The sequence below is a fragment of the Streptomyces sp. NPDC027962 genome (genome assembly GCF_055566095.1).
Window position 1 is genome coordinate 119,617 of sequence record NZ_JBVHTA010000020.1, and the last position, 21,923, is coordinate 141,539.

21 protein-coding genes are annotated in these 21,923 nt (G+C 69.2%); 2 read left to right on the forward strand and 19 right to left on the reverse strand.

Annotated features, from left to right (window positions below; all coding sequences use genetic code 11):
• Nucleotides 1-84: 84 nt before the first annotated feature.
• A complete protein-coding gene (locus ACZ4SA_RS20300; RefSeq protein WP_468276295.1) occupies nt 85-732 on the reverse strand; it encodes a TetR/AcrR family transcriptional regulator in 648 nt (215 codons plus the stop codon).
• 302 nt (nt 733-1,034) lie between these two features.
• On the opposite strand from ACZ4SA_RS20300, the gene ACZ4SA_RS20305 reads away from it, so the two are divergent.
• Nucleotides 1,035-2,312, forward strand: a complete 1,278-nt coding sequence (locus ACZ4SA_RS20305) for a M6 family metalloprotease domain-containing protein (protein WP_468276297.1) — start codon at nt 1,035-1,037, stop codon at nt 2,310-2,312.
• Here the strand turns inward: ACZ4SA_RS20305 and ACZ4SA_RS20310 are convergent, their stop codons facing one another.
• From ACZ4SA_RS20310 to ACZ4SA_RS20320, 3 genes are all read right to left on the reverse strand, one after another.
• Nucleotides 2,313-4,007, reverse strand: coding sequence for a class I adenylate-forming enzyme family protein (locus ACZ4SA_RS20310; RefSeq protein WP_468276299.1), 1,695 nt, complete (start codon nt 4,005-4,007; stop codon nt 2,313-2,315).
• 91 nt (nt 4,008-4,098) lie between these two features.
• Nucleotides 4,099-4,227 carry a hypothetical protein gene (locus ACZ4SA_RS20315; RefSeq protein ID WP_468276301.1) on the reverse strand — a complete coding sequence of 43 codons (129 nt, stop codon included), beginning with the start codon at nt 4,225-4,227 and terminating at the stop codon, nt 4,099-4,101.
• 100 nt (nt 4,228-4,327) lie between these two features.
• Nucleotides 4,328-5,302: a helix-turn-helix transcriptional regulator gene (locus tag ACZ4SA_RS20320; RefSeq protein ID WP_468276303.1), complete on the reverse strand. Its 975-nt coding sequence runs from the start codon at nt 5,300-5,302 to the stop codon at nt 4,328-4,330.
• A gap of 134 nt (nt 5,303-5,436) precedes the next feature.
• Between ACZ4SA_RS20320 and ACZ4SA_RS20325 the strand changes: the two genes are divergently transcribed.
• Complete coding sequence (locus tag ACZ4SA_RS20325; protein WP_468276305.1) at nt 5,437-5,832, forward strand: RidA family protein; 396 nt, start codon at nt 5,437-5,439, stop codon at nt 5,830-5,832.
• A gap of 166 nt (nt 5,833-5,998) precedes the next feature.
• On the opposite strand, the gene ACZ4SA_RS20330 is transcribed toward ACZ4SA_RS20325, so the two are convergent.
• The 15 genes from ACZ4SA_RS20330 to ACZ4SA_RS20400 all read right to left on the reverse strand — a co-directional run bounded on the left by ACZ4SA_RS20330 (nt 5,999) and on the right by ACZ4SA_RS20400 (nt 21,070).
• Nucleotides 5,999-7,351 carry a replication-associated recombination protein A gene (locus tag ACZ4SA_RS20330; protein ID WP_468276307.1) on the reverse strand — a complete coding sequence of 451 codons (1,353 nt, stop codon included), beginning with the start codon at nt 7,349-7,351 and terminating at the stop codon, nt 5,999-6,001.
• A 189-nt stretch (nt 7,352-7,540) separates the two neighbouring features.
• Nucleotides 7,541-8,392 carry a PhzF family phenazine biosynthesis protein gene (locus tag ACZ4SA_RS20335; protein ID WP_468276309.1) on the reverse strand — a complete coding sequence of 284 codons (852 nt, stop codon included), beginning with the start codon at nt 8,390-8,392 and terminating at the stop codon, nt 7,541-7,543.
• 158 nt (nt 8,393-8,550) lie between these two features.
• Entirely contained in the window at nt 8,551-10,179 is a 1,629-nt protein-coding gene (locus ACZ4SA_RS20340; protein WP_468276311.1) for an asparaginase domain-containing protein, read from the reverse strand.
• Between the two features lie 47 nt (nt 10,180-10,226).
• Entirely contained in the window at nt 10,227-10,703 is a 477-nt protein-coding gene (locus ACZ4SA_RS20345; protein ID WP_468276356.1) for a DUF488 family protein, N3 subclade, read from the reverse strand.
• Nucleotides 10,704-10,786: 83 nt separating this feature from the next.
• Entirely contained in the window at nt 10,787-11,833 is a 1,047-nt protein-coding gene (locus tag ACZ4SA_RS20350) for a methyltransferase (RefSeq protein WP_468276314.1), read from the reverse strand.
• 276 nt (nt 11,834-12,109) lie between these two features.
• Nucleotides 12,110-12,247: a hypothetical protein gene (locus ACZ4SA_RS20355; protein ID WP_468276316.1), complete on the reverse strand. Its 138-nt coding sequence runs from the start codon at nt 12,245-12,247 to the stop codon at nt 12,110-12,112.
• A gap of 171 nt (nt 12,248-12,418) precedes the next feature.
• Nucleotides 12,419-12,826, reverse strand: coding sequence for a VOC family protein (locus tag ACZ4SA_RS20360; protein WP_468276319.1), 408 nt, complete (start codon nt 12,824-12,826; stop codon nt 12,419-12,421).
• Nucleotides 12,827-13,000: 174 nt separating this feature from the next.
• Nucleotides 13,001-13,492, reverse strand: coding sequence for a PhzA/PhzB family protein (locus ACZ4SA_RS20365; RefSeq protein ID WP_468276321.1), 492 nt, complete (start codon nt 13,490-13,492; stop codon nt 13,001-13,003).
• A gap of 143 nt (nt 13,493-13,635) precedes the next feature.
• The gene (gene asnB, locus ACZ4SA_RS20370; protein WP_468276324.1) at nt 13,636-15,492 is read right to left on the reverse strand and encodes an asparagine synthase (glutamine-hydrolyzing); all 1,857 of its coding nucleotides are present in this window, start codon (nt 15,490-15,492) and stop codon (nt 13,636-13,638) included.
• 42 nt (nt 15,493-15,534) lie between these two features.
• Nucleotides 15,535-16,155, reverse strand: coding sequence for a phenazine biosynthesis FMN-dependent oxidase PhzG (phzG, locus tag ACZ4SA_RS20375; protein WP_468276327.1), 621 nt, complete (start codon nt 16,153-16,155; stop codon nt 15,535-15,537).
• A complete protein-coding gene (locus ACZ4SA_RS20380) occupies nt 16,152-16,499 on the reverse strand; it encodes a hypothetical protein (protein WP_468276330.1) in 348 nt (115 codons plus the stop codon). Before ACZ4SA_RS20380 ends, phzG begins: the two co-directional genes overlap by 4 nt.
• On the reverse strand, nt 16,496-18,400 hold the full coding sequence (locus tag ACZ4SA_RS20385) for an anthranilate synthase family protein (RefSeq protein ID WP_468276333.1): 1,905 nt from the start codon (nt 18,398-18,400) through the stop codon (nt 16,496-16,498). Before ACZ4SA_RS20385 ends, ACZ4SA_RS20380 begins: the two co-directional genes overlap by 4 nt.
• The gene (locus tag ACZ4SA_RS20390; RefSeq protein WP_468276335.1) at nt 18,397-19,020 is read right to left on the reverse strand and encodes an isochorismatase family protein; all 624 of its coding nucleotides are present in this window, start codon (nt 19,018-19,020) and stop codon (nt 18,397-18,399) included. The genes ACZ4SA_RS20385 and ACZ4SA_RS20390 overlap by 4 nt, the downstream gene beginning before the upstream one ends.
• Nucleotides 19,008-20,216, reverse strand: a complete 1,209-nt coding sequence (locus ACZ4SA_RS20395) for a 3-deoxy-7-phosphoheptulonate synthase (protein WP_468276337.1) — start codon at nt 20,214-20,216, stop codon at nt 19,008-19,010. Before ACZ4SA_RS20395 ends, ACZ4SA_RS20390 begins: the two co-directional genes overlap by 13 nt.
• Before the next feature lie 215 nt (nt 20,217-20,431).
• Nucleotides 20,432-21,070, reverse strand: coding sequence for a YybH family protein (locus ACZ4SA_RS20400; protein ID WP_468276339.1), 639 nt, complete (start codon nt 21,068-21,070; stop codon nt 20,432-20,434).
• Nucleotides 21,071-21,923 lie beyond the last annotated feature (853 nt).

A 21,923-nucleotide genomic window follows, 5' to 3' on the forward strand; every position in this document is an offset into this window, starting at 1 on the left:
GAAGATCGCGCGGCCCGGGCGAGCGGCCCGCGAGCAAGAAGACCGGCGTGGAAGGAAGTACGGAGAAGGCGGGGACTTACGGCGTCACGAAGTGATCCGGAGGTCCTCCAGGGTCGCGGCCGAACCGGGCAGTTCGGAGCGCGCGGGCGCTTCGAGTCCGTCCAGGAACAGCTGCAGATGGCGGTGGACGAACCGGTCCATGTTCGGGCACGCGGTGCCCGGCAGCGGCCGGGTGAGCTGGGAGAGCGCGACCATCAGATCGCCGACGGCGACATCGGTGCGCATCCTGCCCGACGACTGCGCGGCATCAACGAGAGAGCGCACGGCTTCCTCGAGGCGCTCACGGCCGGCGTGCAGGTCGGGGTGGTCGGAATCGAAGGCACCGGAGAGCATCGGGCACAGCGCCCCGATCCGCTCGTCGGCGCCGGCGTGCACGAAGCGTCGCAGCGCGGCGAAGGCGTCGGCTTCTTCGGCCGACGCCGCGTCGGCCTGCTCGGTGGTGCGGGACATGACGGAGAGGACGACCTCGCGGATGAGGACCGCGCGGTCGGGGAAGTGCCGGTAGAGCGTGGCGTTGCCGATTCCGGCGCGCCGGGCGATCTCGTCGAGCGGCACGTCGGGCCCGAACTCGACGAACATCTCGCGCGCGGCCGACACGATCCGCTCGCGGTTGCGCAGGGCGTCGGCCCTGGGGCGCGGCGTGCGGCGCGTCTCGGTGGCGGCGGTGCTCACGGCTCCACTTCCTTTCCATGCTCTGCGGGCGGGAACGCCCGGGCCCTGTGCGGGACCCGGGACCCTCGGCCCCGCCGGTAAGCGGGGATCGCTTCCCCGTTTCACGGAGACACGGGTTCAAACGGGGAAAGGGTCCCCGGTTATTTCCCCCCTCTTGTGTGACCTGAGCCACATATTCCTGCTGCGCCGAAAAGCCCACGATCGGACCACCCGGCGCGCGCCCCGCCACCGCCCGAATCAGGCTGTTCGACACAGAGCGCAGCCAGGGCCCGGCCTGCTGCCGCGGACCCGAAGGCGATCGGATGCAGCAGACCCGCCGGCGGATACGCAGCCGGGGCAGGCTCGGCGGGCTCGCCGCAATCGCCGCCCTCGCACTGGCCGCCCTCACCTCGGCGAGCGCCACGATCCCCACCCCCGGCCGGACCCCCGCGGGACCGATCGCCGCGCCGGACGCCGCAGCGGGACTCGGCCCCTGCCGTATCCCGTCGGCGGTCGGCGTCCAGATGTCCGAGGGCATGCCCACCCCGCCCGGTTACACCCGCTCCACCGGCGTGGTCCACGCACTCAACCTGATGATCGACTTCTCGGACGCGGAGGGCAGCGGTTCGGCCCTCGACCGGCTCGCGGAGTTCTTCCCTCAGACGTCGAAGTGGTTCGCCATCAGCTCGTACGGGCGCCTCACCTACCGCGCCCACGCCCCGGTGCGCGACTGGCTGCGGATGCCGATGCCGTTCGCCGCGTACGGGATAGAGCGCGGCTCCCCGTACGAGCCGGGCTACCGGAAACTCGTCGAGGACCTCGTCACGGTCGCCGACCCGAAGGTGGACTTCAGCGCATACGACCTGGTGAACGTCCTGGTCACCCCCAACGCCGGACCGTCCGCGCTGGACACCGTGCTGTCGGTGACGTTCTCCGGCAACGACGAGGCGCCGGTCGCCGACGGCGTGCCCCTCGCCAACACGTCCTTCGTCTACAGCCGCCAGGACGACGGATCGGGGTCGTACGCCGAGACCGGCTACCGCGTCCTGCCGCACGAGAACGGCCATGTCTTCGGCCTGCCCGACCTCTACACCTCGGGCGGCGGGGGCGCCGTCGGCCACTGGGACATCATGTCCGAGGACTGGGGAGCCAACAACGATCTGCTCGGCTGGCACAAATGGAAGCTCGGCTGGCTGGACAACGACCAGATCCGCTGCGCCGCCACGCCCGGCAGCAGCGAGTACACCCTCGGCCCTCTCGCCAGGCGCGGCGGTCCCAAAATGGCGATCGTGCCGCTGAGCGAGAGCACCGGCTACGCAGTCGAGGTACGCACCCAGGCGGGCAACGACGAGCACGTGTGCGAGCCGGGCGTGCTCATCTACCGGGTGCAGTCCGACATCGACACGGGGCAGGGGCCGGTGGTCGTCTCCGACAGCGACCGCGGCAGCGGCGGCTGCACGCGACGGCCCAACGTCCACGCGGAGCTGTCCGACGCCCCCTACCGCCCCGGACAGTCCTTCGTCGACGAGGAGAACGGCGTGCGCATCTCGGTGGTCGACGAGGTGGGCGGCGTCTACCGCATACGGGTCACACGCTACTGATCACGCGGTCTTGGTGACGGCGTCCTGCTCAACGCTCCCGAGCGTCTCGCGCAGGACCCGCTTCAGGATCTTGCCCGTGGGGTTGCGCGGCACCGGCTCGTACCGCAGCAGGACGTGCGCGGGCACCTTGAACGCCGCGAGCGTCCTGCCGACGTGCGCCCTGAGCTCCTCGGCGCCGACCGTCGAGCGGGGATGCAACTGGACGACGGCGGCGACCTCCTCGCCGAGCACCGGGTGCGGAACGCCCAGCACGGCGGCGTCGGCGACGTCAGGATGGTCGTGCAGCACCGCCTCGACCTCCGCGCAGTACACGTTCTCACCGCCGCGGATCACCATGTCCTTGATCCGGTCGACGATGGCGACCCGGCCCTGGCGCACCGTCGCGAGGTCTCCCGTGCTGAACCAGCCGTCCTCGAACGCCGCGGCGGTCGCCTCTTCGTTGCGCCAGTAGCCGCGCACGAGGGACTGCCCGCGCAGCCGGAGCTCGCCGACCTCGCCCTCCGGCAGCGGTTCGCCGTCCGGTCCGGCGATCCGCACCTCGATCGCGGGCGCGGGACTGCCCACGCTGCCCGGGTCCTCGCGGTATCCGGCGCCGAAGTTGGCGAGCACCCCGCCGCTGGTTTCCGTCAGCCCGTAACCGTTGCGCGGCTCGATCCGGTGTCCGTAGCGGGCGGTCAGCCGCTTGACGAGGCCGGGCGGAGCGGCGGCACCCCCGGTGCTGAGATTCGTGAGCGTCGACAGCGCCGAGGCCGCGTGTCCGGCGGCGTCGAGGAGCTGGAGCGCGGTGGTCGGAACGCCCGAGTAGTGGGTGACGCCGTGCTCCTCGATCAGCACAAGCGCCTTCTCGGCGTCCCACTTGCGCATCAGCACGAGCGTGCCGCCGACGCCCATCATCGAGTACAGCGTGGTGAAGGCCGCCACATGGAAGAAGGGGAACGTCATCAGCACGACCGGTGCCGGACCCTGCCCGGGCAGCACACCGCGGGCGAGCGCCGCGGCCGCCGCGTGATAGCGGGGGTGCAGCGCGGCGCCGGCCTGGGCGAGGTGGGTGGCGACGGCGCCCTTGGGCCGGCCGGTGGTTCCCGAGGTGTAGATGATCGTGGCGTCGTCCTCGGCGGCGACGTCGACGGCGGGCGGCGCGGCGAGCGGGTCCGGCGCCTCGAAGTCCTCGTACCGCTCGACGCCTGCGCCGAGCGCGCCGACCGCGCCGGCGTGGTGGAAGACGACGGTGGTGACACCGTTGCGCGCCTGCCACCCCACTACGCGTGACAGCCGCTCACCGTCGACGAGCAGCACGCGCGGGGTGCAGTCGTCCAACGCGTAGGCCAGTTCCTCGTCGGTCCACCAGGCGTTGAGCGGCACGGCCACGAGCCCCGCGAGCTGGGCGGCCCAGAAGGCGATCTGCCACTCGGGATGGTTGCGCATCGCGATGGCCGCCCGCTCCCCCGGCCGCAGACCGTAGGTGTCGACGAACCGCCGGGCGAGGGCCGAGGCTGCGGCGAAGAACTCGCCGTACGTGTACGTCCCGCTCTCCGCCACCAGGAACGGCCGGTCTCCGAACGCCCACGTCGCCTCGACGAACTCCCGCAAGGTGCGCGGCCCGTTCACGTACCGCAGCCCACCGTCGTCCCCGCGCTCCACGGCGAAGGGGGCCCCGGGGGCGGTGAGGGAGGCTGCGGGGTACGAGTGCGGCACGGTCGACCTCTCCAAGCGCTTGCTCAGTACGAGCGCCGACGCTATGCCGCCCCCCGTACGCCGTCAAGGGCGGTCCCCCGGCCCCGAGACCCTACAGCCGCTCCGCCTGCACATCGCCGAGCCGGCACGGAAAGCCGCCGGCTCCGTTGGAGGTCAGGGCCACGGACGCCAGGGCCGCTCTGCCGCCGTCCCACCAGGCGTAGACCGACTGCCGCGACACCCGTACCTGCGGGCCGCCTCCGGCGGCCGCACTCCCTGCCCGAACTCGGTGAAGCGCCTGTGCGCGGTCGGCAGAAGGCGTCAACTCCCAGGACGGCCCCTCAGGATGACGCTCCATAGCGGGTGGCGATCGTGGCGGCGCGGTTGTGCAGGGAGGTACGCAGCCCCTGCGGGGCCAGGACTTCCGCGTGCGCGGCGTGCTGCCACAGGGCCCATTCGGCATGTCGCGAATCTTGGAAGATGACGTTCAGCCGCAGCCAGCCGTCCGCGTCGGATTCTTCGGCGCAGACGGCCAGCACGGTGCCCACCAGGTGCTCCCGCCGCGCCGGGTCCACCCGTACCAGCACGGCGACTTGGTCGCCTCCGGTACGGAACTGCGCGTTGCGCTCCTGCCAGGCCCGGTCCAGGTCGACCGTGTCCGGTCGCTGCGCGGGTGCGTCGAGTGCCTCGGCGGCCAGCACCCGGGACAGCCGGTAGGTACGGTCCACGCCGCCCCTCGTGGCCAGCAGGTAGCCCTGCTCGCGTACGGTGACCAGGCCGATCGGGTCCACCGTGCGCCACTTCGGGGTCTGGTCCACAGCCGCGTACCGGATGCGCAGCTTGTGTCCGGCGAACACCGCGCGCCGGACCTCGGTCACTATGGTGTCGGACACCTCATCTGCGCCCACGCGGCGCGAGAGGAGGTCGGTCTCCGGGTCGACGAGTAATCGCCGCGCCGCGCCGGCCGCAGTGTCCCGAAGGCCTTCGGGCAGTGCGTCGACCACTTTGAGCATGGCCGAGGCGAGCGCCGAGCCGAGGCCGAACAGCTGTGCGCCGCGCCGTGATCCGGCGACCAGCAGGGCGAGCGCCTCGTCATGGTTCAGCCCGGTGAGCGTTGTCTGGAAATCGGGCAACAACGCGAAACCGCCGTGCCGGCCGCGTTCGGCGTAGACCGGCACACCGGCCGCGGACAGCGCCTCTATGTCGCGCAGCACCGTGCGGGTGGATACCTCCAGCTCACGGGCCAACGTGTCCGCGGTCATCCGACCGCGCTGGCGCAGGAGGAGCACCAATGAAACCAAGCGGTCGGCACGCATGAAAAAACTTTAGCAAGAATACATGACCAAGGATGTCATGTTTTGTTGGAAGGCTCCTCCACGCGACGTCAAAGCTTGGCGGCTGCCAAGCCGATGGACATACGTTCAGTGAATCGAATGGAGCTGCTGCCACAATGGAACGAAATGCGGTCAACCCGGTGTCGTGGTCGGTGGAGATGGGCTTCAACCAGGGTGAGGTCGTCTCCGGGCACTCGCGCACCCTGTACATCTCGGGGCAGACCGCGATGAGCAGCGAAGGCAAGCCCGAGCACGACGGTGACATGGCGGCGCAGCTGGCGCTGAGCATCGACAACATCGAGGCCGTGCTCGCCGAGGCCGGCATGTCCCTCTCGAATCTCGTCCGGCTCAACGTCTACACGACCGACGTCGACCTGCTCTTCCAGCACTACGGCGTGCTGGCGGGACGGCTGGGCGCCGCCCGGGTCGCGCCGACCACCACGATGCTCGGGGTGACGCGTCTGGCGATCCCCGGCCAGATGGTCGAGCTCGAGGGCACCGCCGTCGCGTGATGTGATCTCGTCTCTTCCGCTGCTCGTGCCCGTCGAACCGGCACGAGCAGCGGGCAGGTGGGTGATTTCCGGAGCCGGCACCGAGACCTCGACCGCGCCGGCCTCACGCCGATGATGTCGGCGCTTCGGCATGTGGGCCGTGGGCCACGCGATCGCGACACTCCTTCTACTCGCCGCGGACGGTACGGCGGAGCTTCGTGAGGCGCTCATGCAGGATGCGTTCCCCGCCCTGCTGTGTGGGGCGGTAGTAGTCCTTCCCCACGAGTTCGTCCGGCGGGTACTGCTGCTCCAGGACTCCGTCGGAGGCGGCGTGGGGATACCGATAGCCGATCGCGTTGCCCAGCTCCCTGGCGCCTGCGTAGCGGCCGTACCGCAGGTGAGCGGGAATCTCACCGACGGCGCCCGCTCGGACGTCGGCCATGGCCTCGTCGATCCCGACGATCACGGTGTTCGACTTCGGCGCCATGGCCAGATGCACGGTGGCCTGCGCCAGGGCGAGGCGGGCCTCGGGCATTCCGATCAGCTGGACCGTCTGCGCCGCCGCGACGGCGGCCTGCAGCGCTGTGGGGTCGGCCAGCCCGACGTCCTCACTGGCGTGCACCACCAGCCGCCGCGCGACGAACCGCGGGTCCTCCCCGGCCACGAGCATGCGGGCCAGGTAGTGCAGCGCGGCGTCGGGGTCCGAGCCGCGGATCGACTTGATGAACGCGCTGATGACGTCGTAGTGCTGGTCGCCCTGCCGGTCGTAGCGCACGGTGGTCTCGGCGATGGCCCGCTCCACGGCCGGCACGTCGATCACCGTGCCGCCGGTGTCGGTCACCCCGTCGGCACTCGCCTCCAGCGCGGTCAGCGCGCCACGGGCGTCGCCGGCCGCGAGGCGTACCAGGGCGTCCTCGGCCTCGGGGGACAGCGAGACCGAACCGTCGAGGCCGCGCTCGTCCTTCACCGCCCGCCGCAGCAGCTCGCGGACCTCGTCCTCGTTCAGGGACTGGAGCTGCAGCACCAACAGCCGTGAGAGCAACGGCGACACCACCGAGAACGACGGGTTCTCCGTGGTGGCGGCGACGAGCAGCACAAGCCGGTCCTCGACAGCCCCGAGCAAGGCGTCCTGCTGGGTCTTGGAGAAGCGGTGCACCTCGTCGATGAACAGCACGGTCTGCCGGTTCCGGCGGTCGTGGCGACGGCGCGCGTCGTTCATCACTTCGCGCAGTTCCTTGACTCCGCTGGACAGCGCCGAGAGGGCGACGAAGTGCCGGGTGGCGACGGTGGCGAGCAAGCGCGCGATCGTGGTCTTCCCGGTGCCGGGCGGGCCGTAGAGCAACACCGACGCCGCCTCCCCGCCCTCCGCCAGCCGCCGCAGCGGCGCGCCGGGACGCAGCAAGTGCGCCTGGCCGACGACCTCGGCGAGCGTACGCGGCCGCATCCGCACCGCCAGCGGCGCGGTGGCCCGCACGGGCTCGGCGGGCGGGGTGTCGTCGGACGTCGGTAACTCGAACAGCCCCTCATCCTCGGCAGCCATCAGTCCACCCGTCCCTCGGTACAGAGCACACCATGGTGTCGGAGCCGGCCGTCCGTCCGAGGACCTCGGTCGCCTCGGCCTACCGCAGTCCGAATGATCGGCCGCGCCCCGAGACGGTCGAGGGAAGATGCTCTGCTGAACACGCGCGGCCCTTCCTCTGTGGGTTGGTCACACATACGTTCGCGGCGACTACGCGTACAGCGTTCCCCGGGCGATGACCACGGCCGACCCCGCCACCTGGACCGACTCGATCCGTTCCGACGTCCCCACAGCCCGAGCGCGCATCGTCGAAGGACGGCCGATCTCGACCCCCTGGCGAATCTCGATCCACTCTCCGAAAGGGATCAGGCCGTGCCGGGCCAAGTGTACCGCCAGCGAGCCAGCGGCCGAGCCGGTGGCCGCGTCCTCCACCACGCCATAGGCGGGCGAGAACATCCGCAGCCTCCATCGAGTGCCCGAGCCCGCAAAGCAGTTGGCGGCCATGTCGGGCAGCCTCGCGAGAATCCTCTGGTCCGGCTCCACGTCGGAGAGCGCGGCGACGCTGTCCAGCCCGACGAACACGTGCCGCGGCCCGTTGCGGTAGACCTCGACCGGCAGGGTGCTGCCGGAGGCCACCAGGTCGAGACCGGCGAGCAGTTCGTCCGCACGGTCGTAGGGCTCCCACGTCGGGACGGGTTGCCACATGCCGGCCGCGCCCGCCCGGCCGTCGCCATCACGCTCGAGTTCGAACGCCACGGTGCCCATGGCGGTCTCCATCCGGAGCTCCTTCGCCGGGTTCGACTCGCCGAGCACAACGGCCGTGCCCAGGGTCGGATGTCCGGCGAACGGCAGCTCGTTCACCGGGGTGAAGATGCGGACCCGCACATCACCGTCGTCTTCCGCGGGGAGGACGAAAACGGTCTCCGACAGGTGCATCTCCTGCGCGATCTGCTGCATGCGCTCGGGGGAAAGGCCGGAGGAATCCAGGAAGACCGCGGTCGGGTTTCCCTCCAGCGGGACGTCGGTGAAGACGTCGGCTACCACGTACTCGTACGTACCCATGGGTTCCGTTCTCGAAGTCGGGACAGTGGGGGCAGTGGGGGCAGTGGGGGCAGTGGGGGCAGTGGGGGCAGTGGGGGCAGTGGGGACATCGGGGCTCATCCGTCGAACTCCCGGGCGAGGATGGCGCCGACCTCGCCGCCGACTCGGCGTACCCCGGGTCAGTGGGTGTCGAACAGGGCCTGGTACCGCGCAACCGCTTGTTCCGTGGCCGCGCGCTCGCCCGGGGTCGGGTTGAAGGGATCTGCGGCCGGGGGCAGGGCACCGAGTTTGAGCAGCGCGGCCATGAGGAGCATGCGCGCCTTGGTGGCCGTGAGGTTGTTGCCCGAGATGAACGTCGGGTCGGTCCGGTACGCCATGCCTCCGGTGTTGCCGCGGCCCGTGCGGACCACCGGCATGCCGGCGAAGATGGCGACACTCAGCGCCGCGTTCCTCGTCGGGTCGGCCATCCCGAACGGCGACATGCCTTCACATACGAATCCGGCCAGTGGCGCGTTGGCGAGGTTGGCGTTGATCCGTGCGAGGATCTCGACTTCGTCGTCGGCGACGGGCGGACTGTCGGCGCCGGCACCCGTCGCCGCGTACCGGCTGTACTTGGTGATCGAGACGTGCGGCATGGCGGCGGGTACGAGTCCGTCGGCGTCCTTCGTCGCAACGTCGACCAAGGACACGCCCGTGTCCAAGGTCCCGCCGACGCCGGCCACCCGGTCGGGGAGCACGGTGAGGCGCAGCTCCGAGCGACGGGTGTGCCTGCGGGCGGGGAGGTAGGTGAGCTGTGGGGGGCCGTAGCCACCCAGGTCGGCAACGACTCCCCCGTGCCCGCCGGTGACTTCGTAACCCCCTGGCCGGGCGTCGACCTTGGTCACGTCCCGGGCCGAATAGACGAGTTCGTCGACGATCACGCAGGCACCGGCGCGGTCCTCGCCCCGTTCGTCCAGGGCGACACCCGACGCGATGAACTTCACGCCGTCCACCACGTTGCGGTCGCCGTCCGCGCTCAGGGACTGGTGGCGGCGTTGAGCCGCGTGTCCGACGAGTGGCACCGTCGTATCGACCATCAGTCCGAGCCAGTACAGGGTCTCGTCGACGGTCGGGCTCCCCTCGAGCCATTGGACGCCGGCGTACTCTCCGGTGGCGAGGACGGCCTGGACCTGGTTGGTCGCCTGGGCGAGGTTCGCCAGGCCGGGTTCGCTCTGGAGGTGGTAGGGGTAGTAGACGAAGAAGTCCTGCCCGAGGCGCTCGGAATCGGGACCTGCGGTGTACCCGCCCGACGGAGCGGCGCGGAAGAAGTCGAAGTCGGCGATCGACCCCAGCTCGACGGGGGTGCCGTGGTCGGCGAGGCCGAACCGCTCGATCTCCTCGTAGAGGCGGCGGGCGTCGGGGTAGAACGTCTGCCGAGCGCCTCCCGGTGGTGCGAACGGTGTCGTCGAGGTCTCCTCCCAGGCGGATCCGTCCACCTGCCTGCCCATGTAGGGGAGGGGATAGAGACCGTCGGCGGGATCGAGTTCGACGACGTACACCGGTGTGGCGTCGTCGAAAGGCTGCTCCTGGAGGAACGTGCCGTCCTTGTCGAGCCAGCCGTCCGGCGGGGCGTACAAGCCGGCCGCGTCTCGTTCGAGCGGGTGCGCGCTGAACGCCTCGATGTACAACGTCACGGGTGCCGCGAGCCGCTGAGGACGCAGGACGTCGAAGTGGGAGGGGCGCAACGGCAGACCGTGGCGTACGCGTGCCTTGTTCGACGTGACCAGGTCCGGTGTGTTCAGGATCGTCGCCGTCGGACCGGCGAACACCGCGATCCTCGGTCGCGGCGCGCCGCCCGGAAGAGGAATGTCACCCATCACAACGGCCGCAGGTGTTCGATCGTGATGTGGTGCTGCTCGGCCAGCCGCTGGGCGACCAGCGACCGGTGGCAGGCCTCGGGGTCGCACTCGACGCAGAACAGCGCTGCGATCCCGCTGCTCGGCAGCGCCGACACGATCGGCTCGAGGTCGGCGGGGTCGAGGATCTCGGCGGTGTAGCGGCGGGTGTACTCGGCGGCGAGCTCGCGGCGGGAGCGCTTGCCGACCCCTTGGCGATCGTCCTCGGCGTACTGGAGGTGACGCAACTCGGTGGTCGGGGCGAGTTCACGGTGGTGCTCGTAGGCGATCCCGGCCTCGGCGAGAGCCGCCTGCAGCCGGAGTGAGTTCGCCCAGGCGTAGTCCGGTCCGCGGACACCGCGGCGCTGACGTACGTCGAGCAGCAGGCGCACGTTCGCCTGTTGTAGTCGTTGCAGGTAGGAATCGCGGTCGAAGCCATAGACGCCGATCGTTGCCATCTTGAGCACGGGAGATCTCCTGTTCGAGCTGTTACTCGTTCCCCACCCGACGGTTCTGTCCCGCCCCTGAGCCATGACGCCGCTCATATCGGATTCTGTGCGTACCCCTGGGGTTGCGACGGGGTGCGCGGCGCGGCGATCAGGGCGGTCGTCTCCATGGGCAGCTCCGCGGTCCCGGCGATGTCCAGGCCGGCCCGGTGCAGCAGTTGCGTGATCCTGGCGAGGGTGCGGTGTTCGCCGCCCGTCGTCACCAGGAGGTGCAGATCCCACAGAGCGGGCAGCACGGTGGAGTTCTCGTCGTCGACGAAACGATCGAGTATCAGCAGTCGCGACGAGGAGTCCGCCATGGCGCGGCGGCAGTTCTCGAAGACGCCGACGACGGCTTCGTCGTCCCAGCCGGCCAGCACGCGGCAGAGGATGTAGACGTCCCCGCCCGCCGGGACGTCCTTGAACATGTCGCCGCCGACCAGCTCGGCGCGGTCCAGGCCGACGGTGGCGGTCAGGTGCTCACGGGCCTTCGGCATCATGTGCTCGCGGTCGAAGAGCGTGCCTCTGGCATCCGGTGTGGCGCCGAGTATCGTGGCGAGCAGGTGCCCGCCCCCTCCGCCCACGTCCACGACCGTCTTCCCGCCGGAGAAGTCGAAGATCTCGGGCACCTGGTGGAAGAACATGCTTGCGGCGTTCATGGTGTGCTGGAATCGCCTGGCGGTGGCCGCGTCCTGACCGAGATACTCGTAGAACGACTGGCCGTGGGCGACTTCGAATCCCGAGCTCTCCGTGCTGATGGCGTGATGGGCGTGACCCCACGCGGAGTAGAACTCCTCGCCGTACAGCAGGCACATGTCGCGCAGGGACTGAGGGCCGTCGAGCAGTGCCGCGCTCACCTGGGTACCGCGGTAGCCGGTGGACTCGCTGCCCTCGAATATGCCCATGGCCACCAGAAGGCGCATCAGGCGGTGAATGCCCTGTTCATTCGCCCCGGTTGCCTTGGCGAGTTCGGCGCCGGTGTTGCGGCCGGCCTCGATGTGGTCGGGCAGTCCGAGTTTGACCGCGGTGTAGAGCGCCTGTGCCCTCCATCCACCGGTGATGATGTCGACCACGTCTCGAGTGGCCTGCACGTCGACTGTCATTGAGACCTCACCATCCCACCCTCCCAACCGATGCCGGTCGGCCCGCTTCGCCGCGGTCTTCCACGGCACGACATAAAGCTGTGTGACACGACTTGCCCCCTTGCTCCCTCGCGAGGAGCCGGCCCGCCGTTGCCGAGCGAGGCGTCAGAGCTGCATGGGCGTGAGCGCTCGGGGCCGAATACCTCCCGTTGTGAGGCGGAACCGTCAGACCGCCCCACCTCACATCGGGAGTTCCTCACCCTTCACCCGTCGGCAGGCCGTGGCGCCTCGACCTGATCACGGCCGCAGGTGGCGCAGTGCGTACTGCTTCACCATCCGCCAGCGGTCCACCTCCACGGCGTCGGCCCGCTCGGCGTCGTCGCGTACGTGCCCGACGGGATGCCGTGCCGGCGTGCGAGGCAGGTGCGACAGCATGCCGCGGTGTTGGACGACGAGGACGGGGTGCCCGCGACAGGCCGCCTGACGGCCGTGGTCGCACGCGCGGTTCGGCCGGGGCCGACCTGCGACCGATCACGTCCAGCCTGTCGTCCTCCTCGTCCGTCCTCGGTTCGGGACCTGTTCGAACGCAGTAACCCCCGTGGTCGATCAGGGCTGCTGGGTGATGTTGAACATCCAGGTGATCCCGAACTTGTCCACGAGCGTGCCGGCCTCGTCGCCCCAGATCTGCTTCTTGAGAGGCATCGCCACGGTGCCGCCGGCGGACAGCTTCTCGAAGTAGTCGCGGAGATTGGCGTCGTCGCCGCCGAGGTAGAGCGCGACGTTGGTGCCCGGGTTGAAGGGAACCCGCTCCGGGACGTCCCACGCCATCACCGTGAAGCCGTCCGAGGTGCTGAGAGTGGCGTGCATGATCTTGTCGGGGTCGGGCGACTCCGGCGATCCGAAGTCGCCGAACGTGCCCAGCTCCAGCTTGCCGCCGAGGACTTCGTGGTAGAACTCCATCGCCTGCCGTGCGTCCCCGTCGAAGGCGATGTACGGGTTGAGCCGAGATCCCACCTGATGCTCCCTGCTGTGAGTGCGAACGACGTGAACCTGGCGACGGGCGCCGAGGGACCGTCCTGGCCTGGCGGCGCGCCGGTCGCCCGGCACGACGCACGACCCGGTGGTCTCGACGGCGCGATTGAATGCGGTTCTTTGATTGCGGTTCTTTTTGAATGCGGGAGGAAGTCCCTACGTGGGGATTCCGCCGCGATTGACCTTCGGCACCTCGATCCCCAACGCTCGCAGCTGCTGGAACGGGTTCATGAACTCGCGGTTCTGCTTGATCTTTCCGTCTTCGAGCAGGAACGAGTGTATGAAGTGGTTCTTGTAGTAGCCGGGCGGGTAGTCCGGGTAAAGAATCTGCCCCTCTCCGTCACACTCGACCCAGAGCCTGTTGGGGTCTTGTGTCTCGAAGATCTCTACGTTCTTCCATTCCCAGTCGGGGAACATGCGCAGCGACCACTCGCCGTGCGCCCTGAGCTTCTCGTGCCCCTGGGAGGTGATCGGTTCGCCGGTGTCGCTGGTCCACAGGCCGGCGCTGCCATCCTCGGCGAAGAGCAGGTAGCGGGTCAATCGGTTCTCGCCCTTGCGGCTCATGTAGTCCGCGACGACGGCACGATGCCGGGCGCGCAGGTCGAGGTCGGCTGCGAGCCCCTCGGGCTGAGCATTGTCCGTTCCCATCTCGAATCCCTCAATCCATGATATGGGCGTGGATATTGACGTGGTGTGTGCGGTCGGCCGCCCGCCGCTGCCTGCGACCGTCTCCGCTCGAAGGCAGCGGCGGCACTGTTTCAGAGCCGTCCGGAATCGACCGGAACTCTGCGTCAGAGCCGGAGCTCGGGGCGGTAGATGTCCAACCAGGTGCTCAGATCGAGCACTCGCTCCATGCCGTTGCGGACGTCGATCGGCATGGTGCCCGAGTCTCGCCGTGTGATGTCTTCCAGCCAGCTGCGGTCGACCAAATCGAAGACCGGGTCGTCGGTCGTGAGCAATTCCTTGGACTGCTGCAGCAGCGCGCCCGTGTAGTGCGGATCCAGAGTGGCAGGGTAGGGAGCCTTCGCCCGGTACAGCACCGACTTGGGCAGCAGGTCGGCAGTCGCGGCGCGGAGCAGGCTCTTCTCCCTGCCGTCGAAGGTCTTCAACGACCACGGGGTGTTGTAGACGTACTCCACGAGTCGGTGGTCGCAGAAGGGGACCCGGACCTCCAGCCCGACGGCCATGCTGATCCGGTCCTTGCGCTCCAGGAGCATCCGGACGAAGCGCGTCAGGTGCAGGTGGCACATCACCCGCATCCGCATCTCGTGGTCGCTCTCGCCCTCGGCCCGCTCGACCTCGGCGACCGCGTCGGAGTAGCGGTCACGAATGTAGGTGGGCAGGTCGAGGGCAGCGGTGATGCCGGCGTTGAACCGATCGGACACCTGGGCCCGCGCGCCGCTGACGAAGACTGCCATCCAGGGGAAGGTCTCCGCGGCCTGGACCTCCGGCTGGTGGAACCACCTGTACCCGCCGAAGACCTCGTCGGCGGACTCCCCGGACAGGGCGACCGTGGACTGCTCACGGATGGCCTGGAACAGCAGGTAGAGCGAGGCGTCCATGTCACCGAGGCTGAGCGGACTGTCCCGCGCGGTGATGACCGCTCGGCGCACCGCCGGGTCGGCGATCGCGGCATGGTCGAGCACGATGGACTCATGCTGCGAGCCGACGTGTGCGGCCACCTCACGCGCATAGGGGGCGTCCGACGTGGCACGCAGCTCGTCGGCGACGAAGTCGTCCTCCCGCCCGACGAAGTCCACCGCGAAGCTGCGCACCTTCTCGCCGGGCTCGCCGTGCTCCCCGGGCCGGCCGAGCTTGGCGGCAGCCAGTGCGGTGATCGCACTGGAGTCCAGACCGCCGGAAAGCAGGGTGCAGCGCGGCACGTCGGAGACCAGCTGACGGCCCACGATGTCCTCGAGCAGTTCGCGCACGGTGGCGACGGTGGTCTTCCGGTCATCGGTGTGCGGACGGGTGGGCAGCGTCCAGTAGCGACGCTCACGCAGGCCGGAGCGGTCGACGGTGACCACGCCACCCGGGACCACCTCGCGCATCCCGCACCACACCGCGCTCCCCGGCGTCTGGGTGAAGCTGACCAGCTCACGCAGTCCGTCGAGGTCGACCGCGCGGTCCGCCAGCGGGTTGGCGAGTATCGCCTTCGGCTCGGAGCCGAACAGCACCCCGTCGTCGGTCCCGGAGAAGTAGAGCGGCTTGACGCCCATCCGGTCGCGGATCATCACGAGCTTCTCGGCCCTGGAGTCCCAGACCGCGAAGGCGAACATGCCGTTGAGCCGTTCGGCGAGCGCTTCGCCCCACTCCAGGTAGCCGTGGAGCACCACCTCGGTGTCGCTGCGGGTCCGGAACCGATGACCCCGACGGAGCAACTCGCTCCTGAGTTCGGTGTAGTTGTAGACCTCACCGCTGTAGGTGATCGTCACCGGGCCGTCGTCGGTGGGCACCACCATGGGCTGGGTGCCACCTTCGAGGTCGATGACCGCCAGCCGTCGATGACCGAGCGCCGCGTGCCGGTCGAGCCAGGCGCCTCCGGCGTCCGGTCCCCGGCAGGCCATGGTCTCCGTCATCCCGTCCAGCTGCGCGCGCTGCTGAGTCAGATCCCGGTCGAACGAGACCCAGCCCGTAATTCCACACATCGGCTTGCCTTCTTCCTCTCGAGTCCACGGTCCAGAGCACGGTCAGGGTTGGAGCCGGCCCGTACGCCAGCCGGAACCGTCGCGCTCGTAACGCAGCCTCTGGTGCAACCGGTCCTCCTGGTCGGCCTGCCAGAACTCGACCGACGCCGGCTCCAGCAGGTAGCCCAGCCAGCGGTCCGGGCGAGGCAGCGCCGAGCCGCCCCGGCCCAGTTCCCGGGCCTGCGCCCGCAACGCGTCCTCGTCCAGCAGCGGCGCGCTCTGGTGCGACGCCACCGACATCGGGTGCGTGCCGACCGGCCGGGCGGCCCACAGGGCGTCGGACTCCTCGTCGGGCAACGGACGGGTCGGGCCGCTCACGCTCACCTGGCGGCCGGCCTCGCGCCAGTAGAACACCCCAGACGCCCAGCCCGTCTCGGCCAGGTCCCGGCCCTTGCGGCTGTCGGCGTGGCTGGCGAACACCAGACCCGTATCGCGAACCGCGAGCACCTGCACGATCCGGTTGGAGGCGTGGCCGCGGGCGTCGGCGGAGGCCAGCGCCAGCGCGCCCGGCTCGCGTACGTCGTTCGCGACGGCACTGTCGAACCAGGCCCGGAGCAGGTCCATCGGTTCGGCGGGCGGGGTGGAGAACTCCTCGGCCACCCGGGGTTGGGGCGATGCGCTCACGATGACTTCCTGATCGGCTCGAAGGCCAGGCCGCGATCGACCAGTTGGCCGGAGTGGACACCTTCGACGATGGCCTCGACGTCGGTCGTCATCCGGTCGGTCGGCGGGTATCCGATGAGCTCGGTGGCCCGGTTCGGCGGCATCGGTGCCGTCAGGTCGGCTGTGGAGTCCCACAGCATCACCGCGCCCCAGCGGTTGGTCTGCCGGTCGGAGATCCAGAACTTCAACCGCAGCCCGGGAATTTCCGCCCACGGATCCACGCCCTCGTCACGCAGGTAGACGCGTAAGGAGTCGATGGTCTGGTCGGACCCGGAGAGGTCCCACCAGGAGATGGTGGCTTTCATACGTTCAGTACCTCCGCGGTCTCCATCAGCGGTACGAGCAGCTCGGCCAGGACGCGCTCGCCGTCCTGGGTGAGCACGGATTCGAGGTGGAACTGCACCGAGCCGAAGTGCGGCCCGCGCAGGGCATGCACCTCGCCCGTGCCGGCATCGAGGCCCACCTTCACCTCGCCGACACCAGGACACTCCAACTGCTCGGCTCGCGCGCGGGCCACGTAGGAGTTGTAGAAGCCCACCCGCTCCCGTGAGCCGAACAGGTCGATCTCGCGCTGGGTGCCCTGGTTCGGGACCTCCCGGCGCCTCAGCTCGAGCCCGAGGTGCCGGCACAGCAACTGATGGCTCAGGCACACGGCCAGGAAGGGGATGCGCCGGGACAGCAACTGCTCGATCGCCGACGTGAGGTGGGCCATCCTGGGGTGGTCGGTCTCTCGCGGGTCGCCGGGTCCGGGGCCCATGATGACGAGATCGTGGTCGTCGAAGCGGTGGGACGCGTCGAAGCTGCTGAGCTCCACGGTCAGCCCGATGGCGCGCAGTTGGTGGGCCAGCATCGAGCTGAAGGTGTCCTCGGCATCGATGATCAGCGCCCGGCGGCCGTCCAGCACCGGATGCGGCTGTGCTCGCGACTCGGCGTCGCTGAGCCAGAAGCGCGCGATCGTCTCGTTGCGCCTCCCCAGAGCCTCCTGGATCAGCGGGTGCTCGTCGAGCCGCTCGTCGGCGCCCAGCGCCGAGAGCAGGCCCGCGGCCTTGGTGCGGGTCTCGGCGACCTCGGTGTCGGGGTCGGAGTGCCGGACCAGGGTTGCGCCCACCCCGACCTCCACGTGGCCGGTGCCGTCGTCGTCCGCGGTACGGATGTCGGCGGTACGGATGAGGATGGCCGAGTCCAGGGTGCGCGCGCCGCCGGCATCGCGGCCGATGAGGGCAGCGACGCCCCCGTAGTACCCGCGGCCGCGCGGCTCGTAGCGGGCTATCACCCGGCAGGCGTTCTCGAGCGGGCTGCCGGTCACGGTGGGGGCGAACATCGTTTCCCGCAGGATGTCCCGGGGATCGAGGTCGCTGCGCCCCTCGATGATGTACTCGGTGTGCGCGAGCCAGGCCATCTCCCGCAGGAACGGTCCCATCACGCGGCCGCCGCCGTGGCAGACCCGGGCCATCATTTTCAGTTCCTCGTCCAGGACCATGTACAGCTCGTCGGTCTCTTTGCCGTCGGTGAGGAACTCCATGACCTCCGACAGGACCGGTCCTGTGGGTGGATAGCGGTAGGTGCCGCTGATCGGGGTCATCGCCGCGACGCCGTCTCGCAGGCTGACGTGGCGCTCCGGTGTGGCGCCGACGAAGGTTCGAGTGCCGGTGTGCACGATGAAGGTCCAGTAGGCGCCGCTCTCCCGGGTGAGCAGCCGGCGGAACAGGCTCAGTGCGCTGCGCGTCGAGTATCCGGTGATGGTGGTGACGAACGAGCGCTTGATGACGAAGTTCGAGCCCTCTCCGGTGCCTATCTCGTTGTCGAGCACCCCGCGGACCGTGTCGGCGTAGGCCTCGTCGTCGATGTCGAAACGCCCACCGGCCAGGGCGATCGGCTCGTCCGGCAGGGATCTCAGCGCCTCGGGCATGGTGATCTGCCCCTGGTCGGATACCGACATCGCGAGCAGCGGTGAGCCGTCCGCGGCGGCGGCGAAGCCGCGCTCGGTGATCTGCTGGTGGGGCACCAGGACCAGCGTCTCGTGCCGGGCCTCGCCGGGCCGCCCGCTCTGGTCGGCCAGCGGGATGTCGGCGAGCCGGGCCGGGGTGCTGACCCGGCCCAGCAGGATCTCCACGCGGTCCGGGCCCAGGGTCTCGGGGCGGTGCAGCACGGCGAAGGCACCCGGATTGGGGCCCAGCACGTGCTCGAGCAACTGCGTCGGGTTCATCGGAAGACCTCCTCGGTGGTGGTGACCACCGAGCAGCGAGCGGCCGCGTAGTCGAGGGCCAGCCGGTGGTACGCGGCGGAGAAGTCGCCGACGGCGTCGGCGACCAGGAACGGCTGGATGTCGTTGGTGAACGCCTCGAGGGCCGTCGCCAGTACACCGACGTGGGCGTACACCCCGCAGACGATCAGCTGATCGCGGCCCTGGGCGCGCATCTGCGCCAGCAGGTCCGAGCGGAAGAACGCGCTGTAGCGCCACTTGGTGAGCACCTGGTCCGCCGGCCGGGGTGCGAGTTCCGTGACGATCTGCCGATCGACGGGGTCCACCCTCATGCCCGGACCCCAGAAGTCCTTGAGCAGGCCGCGTTCCTCGTCCGTCATGCCACCGGGTTGCGCGGTGTAGAACACCGGGACCCCGAGCGCGGCACAGCGGTCCCGCAGCAGCGCGCAGTGGCGCACCAGCGGGTCGCGCACCGCCGAGGGAAACGGCGCGAGGAAGTAACGCTGCATGTCGTGCACGAGCAGTGCCGCACGGCGTGAGTCGGGTTTCCACTGGGCCGTGCTGATGGGCAGTTCAGCCGCCGTGGGCAGTGGGTAGGCTGAGATCGGGGCTATGCCCGGCACGGTTCTCCCTCGGCTCGGTTCGTCATCATCTGCGTCTGCCAGGCCGAGATCACCGATACCGCCTGACGAGGGTTGAGTCGCGGGTCGCACAGCGTCGTGTACTTCTCACCGATCCGGTCGGTGCCGTTCGGGACGTCTGCGCATTCGGTCACCGCATCGGGGGTGGTCTCCAGATGGATCCCGCCCGGTATTCCGCCGGCTGTGCGAACGGCGGCCTGGAAGGCCGTGACCTCCCGGATGATCGTCTGCACGACTCGGGTCTTGCGTCCCTCGGCGGTGGTCACGGTGTTGCCGTGCATGGGGTCGACCAGCCAGATCACCGGGTGTCCGGCGGCACGCACGGCCCGGACCAACGGCGGCAGCAGATCCATGGTCGCGTCAGCACCCATCCGGGCGATCAGGGTGAGTCGCCCCGGCTCCTTCTCAGGGTCGAGCCGCTCGCACAACCCGAGCAGCTCGGCGACCGTCATACGCGGCCCGACCTTGCACGCGACCGGGTTCACCACATCTGCCAACAGCGCGACGTGGGCCCCCTCGAGCTGGCGGGTTCGCTCGCCGATCCACGGCCAATGCGTGGAAGTGAGCGCGACCCGGCCCTCCCGGCCCCGACGCAGCATCGGGATCTCGTAGTCGAGCAGCAGAGCCTCATGGCTGGTCCACACGGCCGGGTCGATGCGCGTCTGTGGCGTCGGACAGAGGTTGGCCATGACCTGGCTCGCCGCCCGGTAGCCCGCCAGCAGGCGCCGGGGATCGGGCCGTCGTGCTTCCGAGTCCGGCTCCGGACCGTTCACCATGTGCCCTCGGTACACCGGGATCTCGACGCCGCCGGCCAACTCGGTGTGCGCCGACCGGGGCTTGGCGTACTGGCCTCCGATCCGGCCCACCCGCACCACCGGCTGATGAGTGATCGCGTTCATGACGCCGGCGAGCACGTTGAGGAGTCCCGCCTTCCGCTCCACGTCACCTGCGGTGCATTCCGCGGGATCCTCCGCGCAGTCACCCGCCTGCACCACCTGCGCCTGCCCGGCGGCGACTTCGGCGAGCAGACCGCGGAGCCTGCCCAGCGATTCGGTCTCCACGAGCGGGGGGAGGGCTGCCAGCACGTCCCGGACCTGCTCGACCGCCGCCGAGTCTCCCCACCGAGGCTGCTGCTGCGCTACCGGGGCTTGTAAAACTTCGAGCGAGGTGGCGTTCAAGTTTGCTCCAACCTCCGACGTGAAGGCACACCGCTATCCGCGCATTAATTGACCGATGGCCTGCCACCCATGGCCGATGGTGAAATTCCATGGGTGGCAGGAGTTTTCTCGGAATGCTTGGTTTTCGGCACGGCGGATCAAACTCCCGGTTGCACGGCTGGTTCGCCGACCGGTCGGCTGAGCAGAAAGAAGCCGAGACCGCCGAGGTGGTCGGATCAGTGGTGGGCGGCCGCCGGCGCCGGCCCACCGTGGGGCGGGTACGGGTTGTCCTGAACGTACAGCCACGTACCGTTCCGCTGCTCCTGTACGGTGTCGCAGAAATTGCCGGTGAAGCTCTCGCGGGTACCGTCCGCCGCGTTCTGCTCCAGGCTGTAATCGCCCATGATGGCCGCCGTGCGGTTACGTACCTTGCCCTTGCCTCCGCGCTTCCCTCCCGCCACCACGGTTTGGCGAGGGTTGACGGTGAGCACCGGATCCGACTTGAACCACTCGATGTAGAACGCCCGGATCTCCTTGTGACCCCTGATAATCGATCCGTCGTAATCGACGATCGCCGCTTCGGGCTCATGCAGAGCGATGACTCCCTCGACGTCCTCGGCCTTGATCCTCTCGCCCAGGAGCTGCAGCAACTGATCGGGGGTCTTCGCGACCGCCCGCTTACCGATGGTCTTCGACCGGGCCTGGGTGTCCGCCGGGACCTCGGTGGTCGCCGGAGCCTCGGCGGCAGTTGATGTGCTCGCGGCCACGGACTCGGTCTGGATGAAGCTGGGGCCGACGATGCTCCCGGCCGTCAACGCAATGGCTGCGGCAGCGATCGGAAGCGTGTGCTTAATTTTGCTCATAACATCCCCCAAACTGGAGATGGCAAAAGATCAATACAACGCGCCTGCGGCGTTGGACCTCCGACTGGCCCCCATTTGCCATCCCGCCCCCTTGATGACAGTCATACAACAGTCCGGAACTGGCCCCTGTCAACGCTTCCGGATATACAGAAAGCACGGATGTGCTATTCCACCCATCCGGAATTGAAGCGGAATATCGACCGCGCCGTGTCGACCAGCGGCTATCTCTGTTCTCGGAACCCATCTGACAGGGATCCGGGCGGCGAGGCCGGGGCAGCCGGCGACCAGGAACCTCCCATTCCGGCGACCAGCCCCCTCCATTCGCGCCCGATTTGCGGCAGTATCTCCACTACTGGCAGAGCCTCCAGTGATGTGGGTCACATCGGCCACATCGATCCGAGGACACGTGGTCACTGTCAGTAAATAGAAAGCGCAGCACAGATCACCGCTGAGCAAAGGAAGAGGAAAGCGGGATTCCGGGCCACGCCGGGTGGATGGCGCAAACTACGGCTCGACGTCAGGAAAGTCCGTCGCCCTGACATATTCCGAGTGGGGACCGCCGCGGCCTTCCCACCGGTCGGCAGCGGGCGTTGCGGCAGGTGGCGGACCGGGCAGGTGATCGACGGGATTACGAACCGGGGGCGAACCGGCATCCAGTGGCATGGCGACCTGGTCGAACGGTCCAGGCCGTGGAAGACCGCCTGCGAAGGCCACTGGTTGTGGCCGGCGGACGGGACACAACAGCGTCCGCTCCGGCGGATCCGGGCCGCCTCAGCCTCGATCCACCGCGTAGCGGCCGAGCTGTGGATGGAGAAACAGGAAGAGGTGCCCGCTGACCTGGGATGATGGGAGTTCCTACGCTTCC

What these genes read in the sequence shown, in the direction of transcription:
- ACZ4SA_RS20345 (WP_468276356.1), bottom strand. Translation starts at nt 10,703, where the DNA reads ATGGCAACGATCGGCGTCTATGGCTTCGACCGCGATTCCTACCTGCAA.
- asnB (WP_468276324.1), bottom strand. Translation starts at nt 15,492, where the DNA reads ATGTGTGGAATTACGGGCTGGGTCTCGTTCGACCGGGATCTGACTCAG.
- ACZ4SA_RS20305 (WP_468276297.1), top strand. Translation starts at nt 1,035, where the DNA reads ATGCAGCAGACCCGCCGGCGGATACGCAGCCGGGGCAGGCTCGGCGGG.
- ACZ4SA_RS20385 (WP_468276333.1), bottom strand. Translation starts at nt 18,400, where the DNA reads ATGAACCCGACGCAGTTGCTCGAGCACGTGCTGGGCCCCAATCCGGGT.
- ACZ4SA_RS20335 (WP_468276309.1), bottom strand. Translation starts at nt 8,392, where the DNA reads ATGGGTACGTACGAGTACGTGGTAGCCGACGTCTTCACCGACGTCCCG.
- ACZ4SA_RS20380 (WP_468276330.1), bottom strand. Translation starts at nt 16,499, where the DNA reads ATGAAAGCCACCATCTCCTGGTGGGACCTCTCCGGGTCCGACCAGACC.
- ACZ4SA_RS20355 (WP_468276316.1), bottom strand. Translation starts at nt 12,247, where the DNA reads ATGCTGTCGCACCTGCCTCGCACGCCGGCACGGCATCCCGTCGGGCAC.
- ACZ4SA_RS20320 (WP_468276303.1), bottom strand. Translation starts at nt 5,302, where the DNA reads ATGCGTGCCGACCGCTTGGTTTCATTGGTGCTCCTCCTGCGCCAGCGC.
- ACZ4SA_RS20350 (WP_468276314.1), bottom strand. Translation starts at nt 11,833, where the DNA reads ATGACAGTCGACGTGCAGGCCACTCGAGACGTGGTCGACATCATCACC.
- ACZ4SA_RS20365 (WP_468276321.1), bottom strand. Translation starts at nt 13,492, where the DNA reads ATGGGAACGGACAATGCTCAGCCCGAGGGGCTCGCAGCCGACCTCGAC.
- ACZ4SA_RS20325 (WP_468276305.1), top strand. Translation starts at nt 5,437, where the DNA reads ATGGAACGAAATGCGGTCAACCCGGTGTCGTGGTCGGTGGAGATGGGC.
- ACZ4SA_RS20330 (WP_468276307.1), bottom strand. Translation starts at nt 7,351, where the DNA reads ATGGCTGCCGAGGATGAGGGGCTGTTCGAGTTACCGACGTCCGACGAC.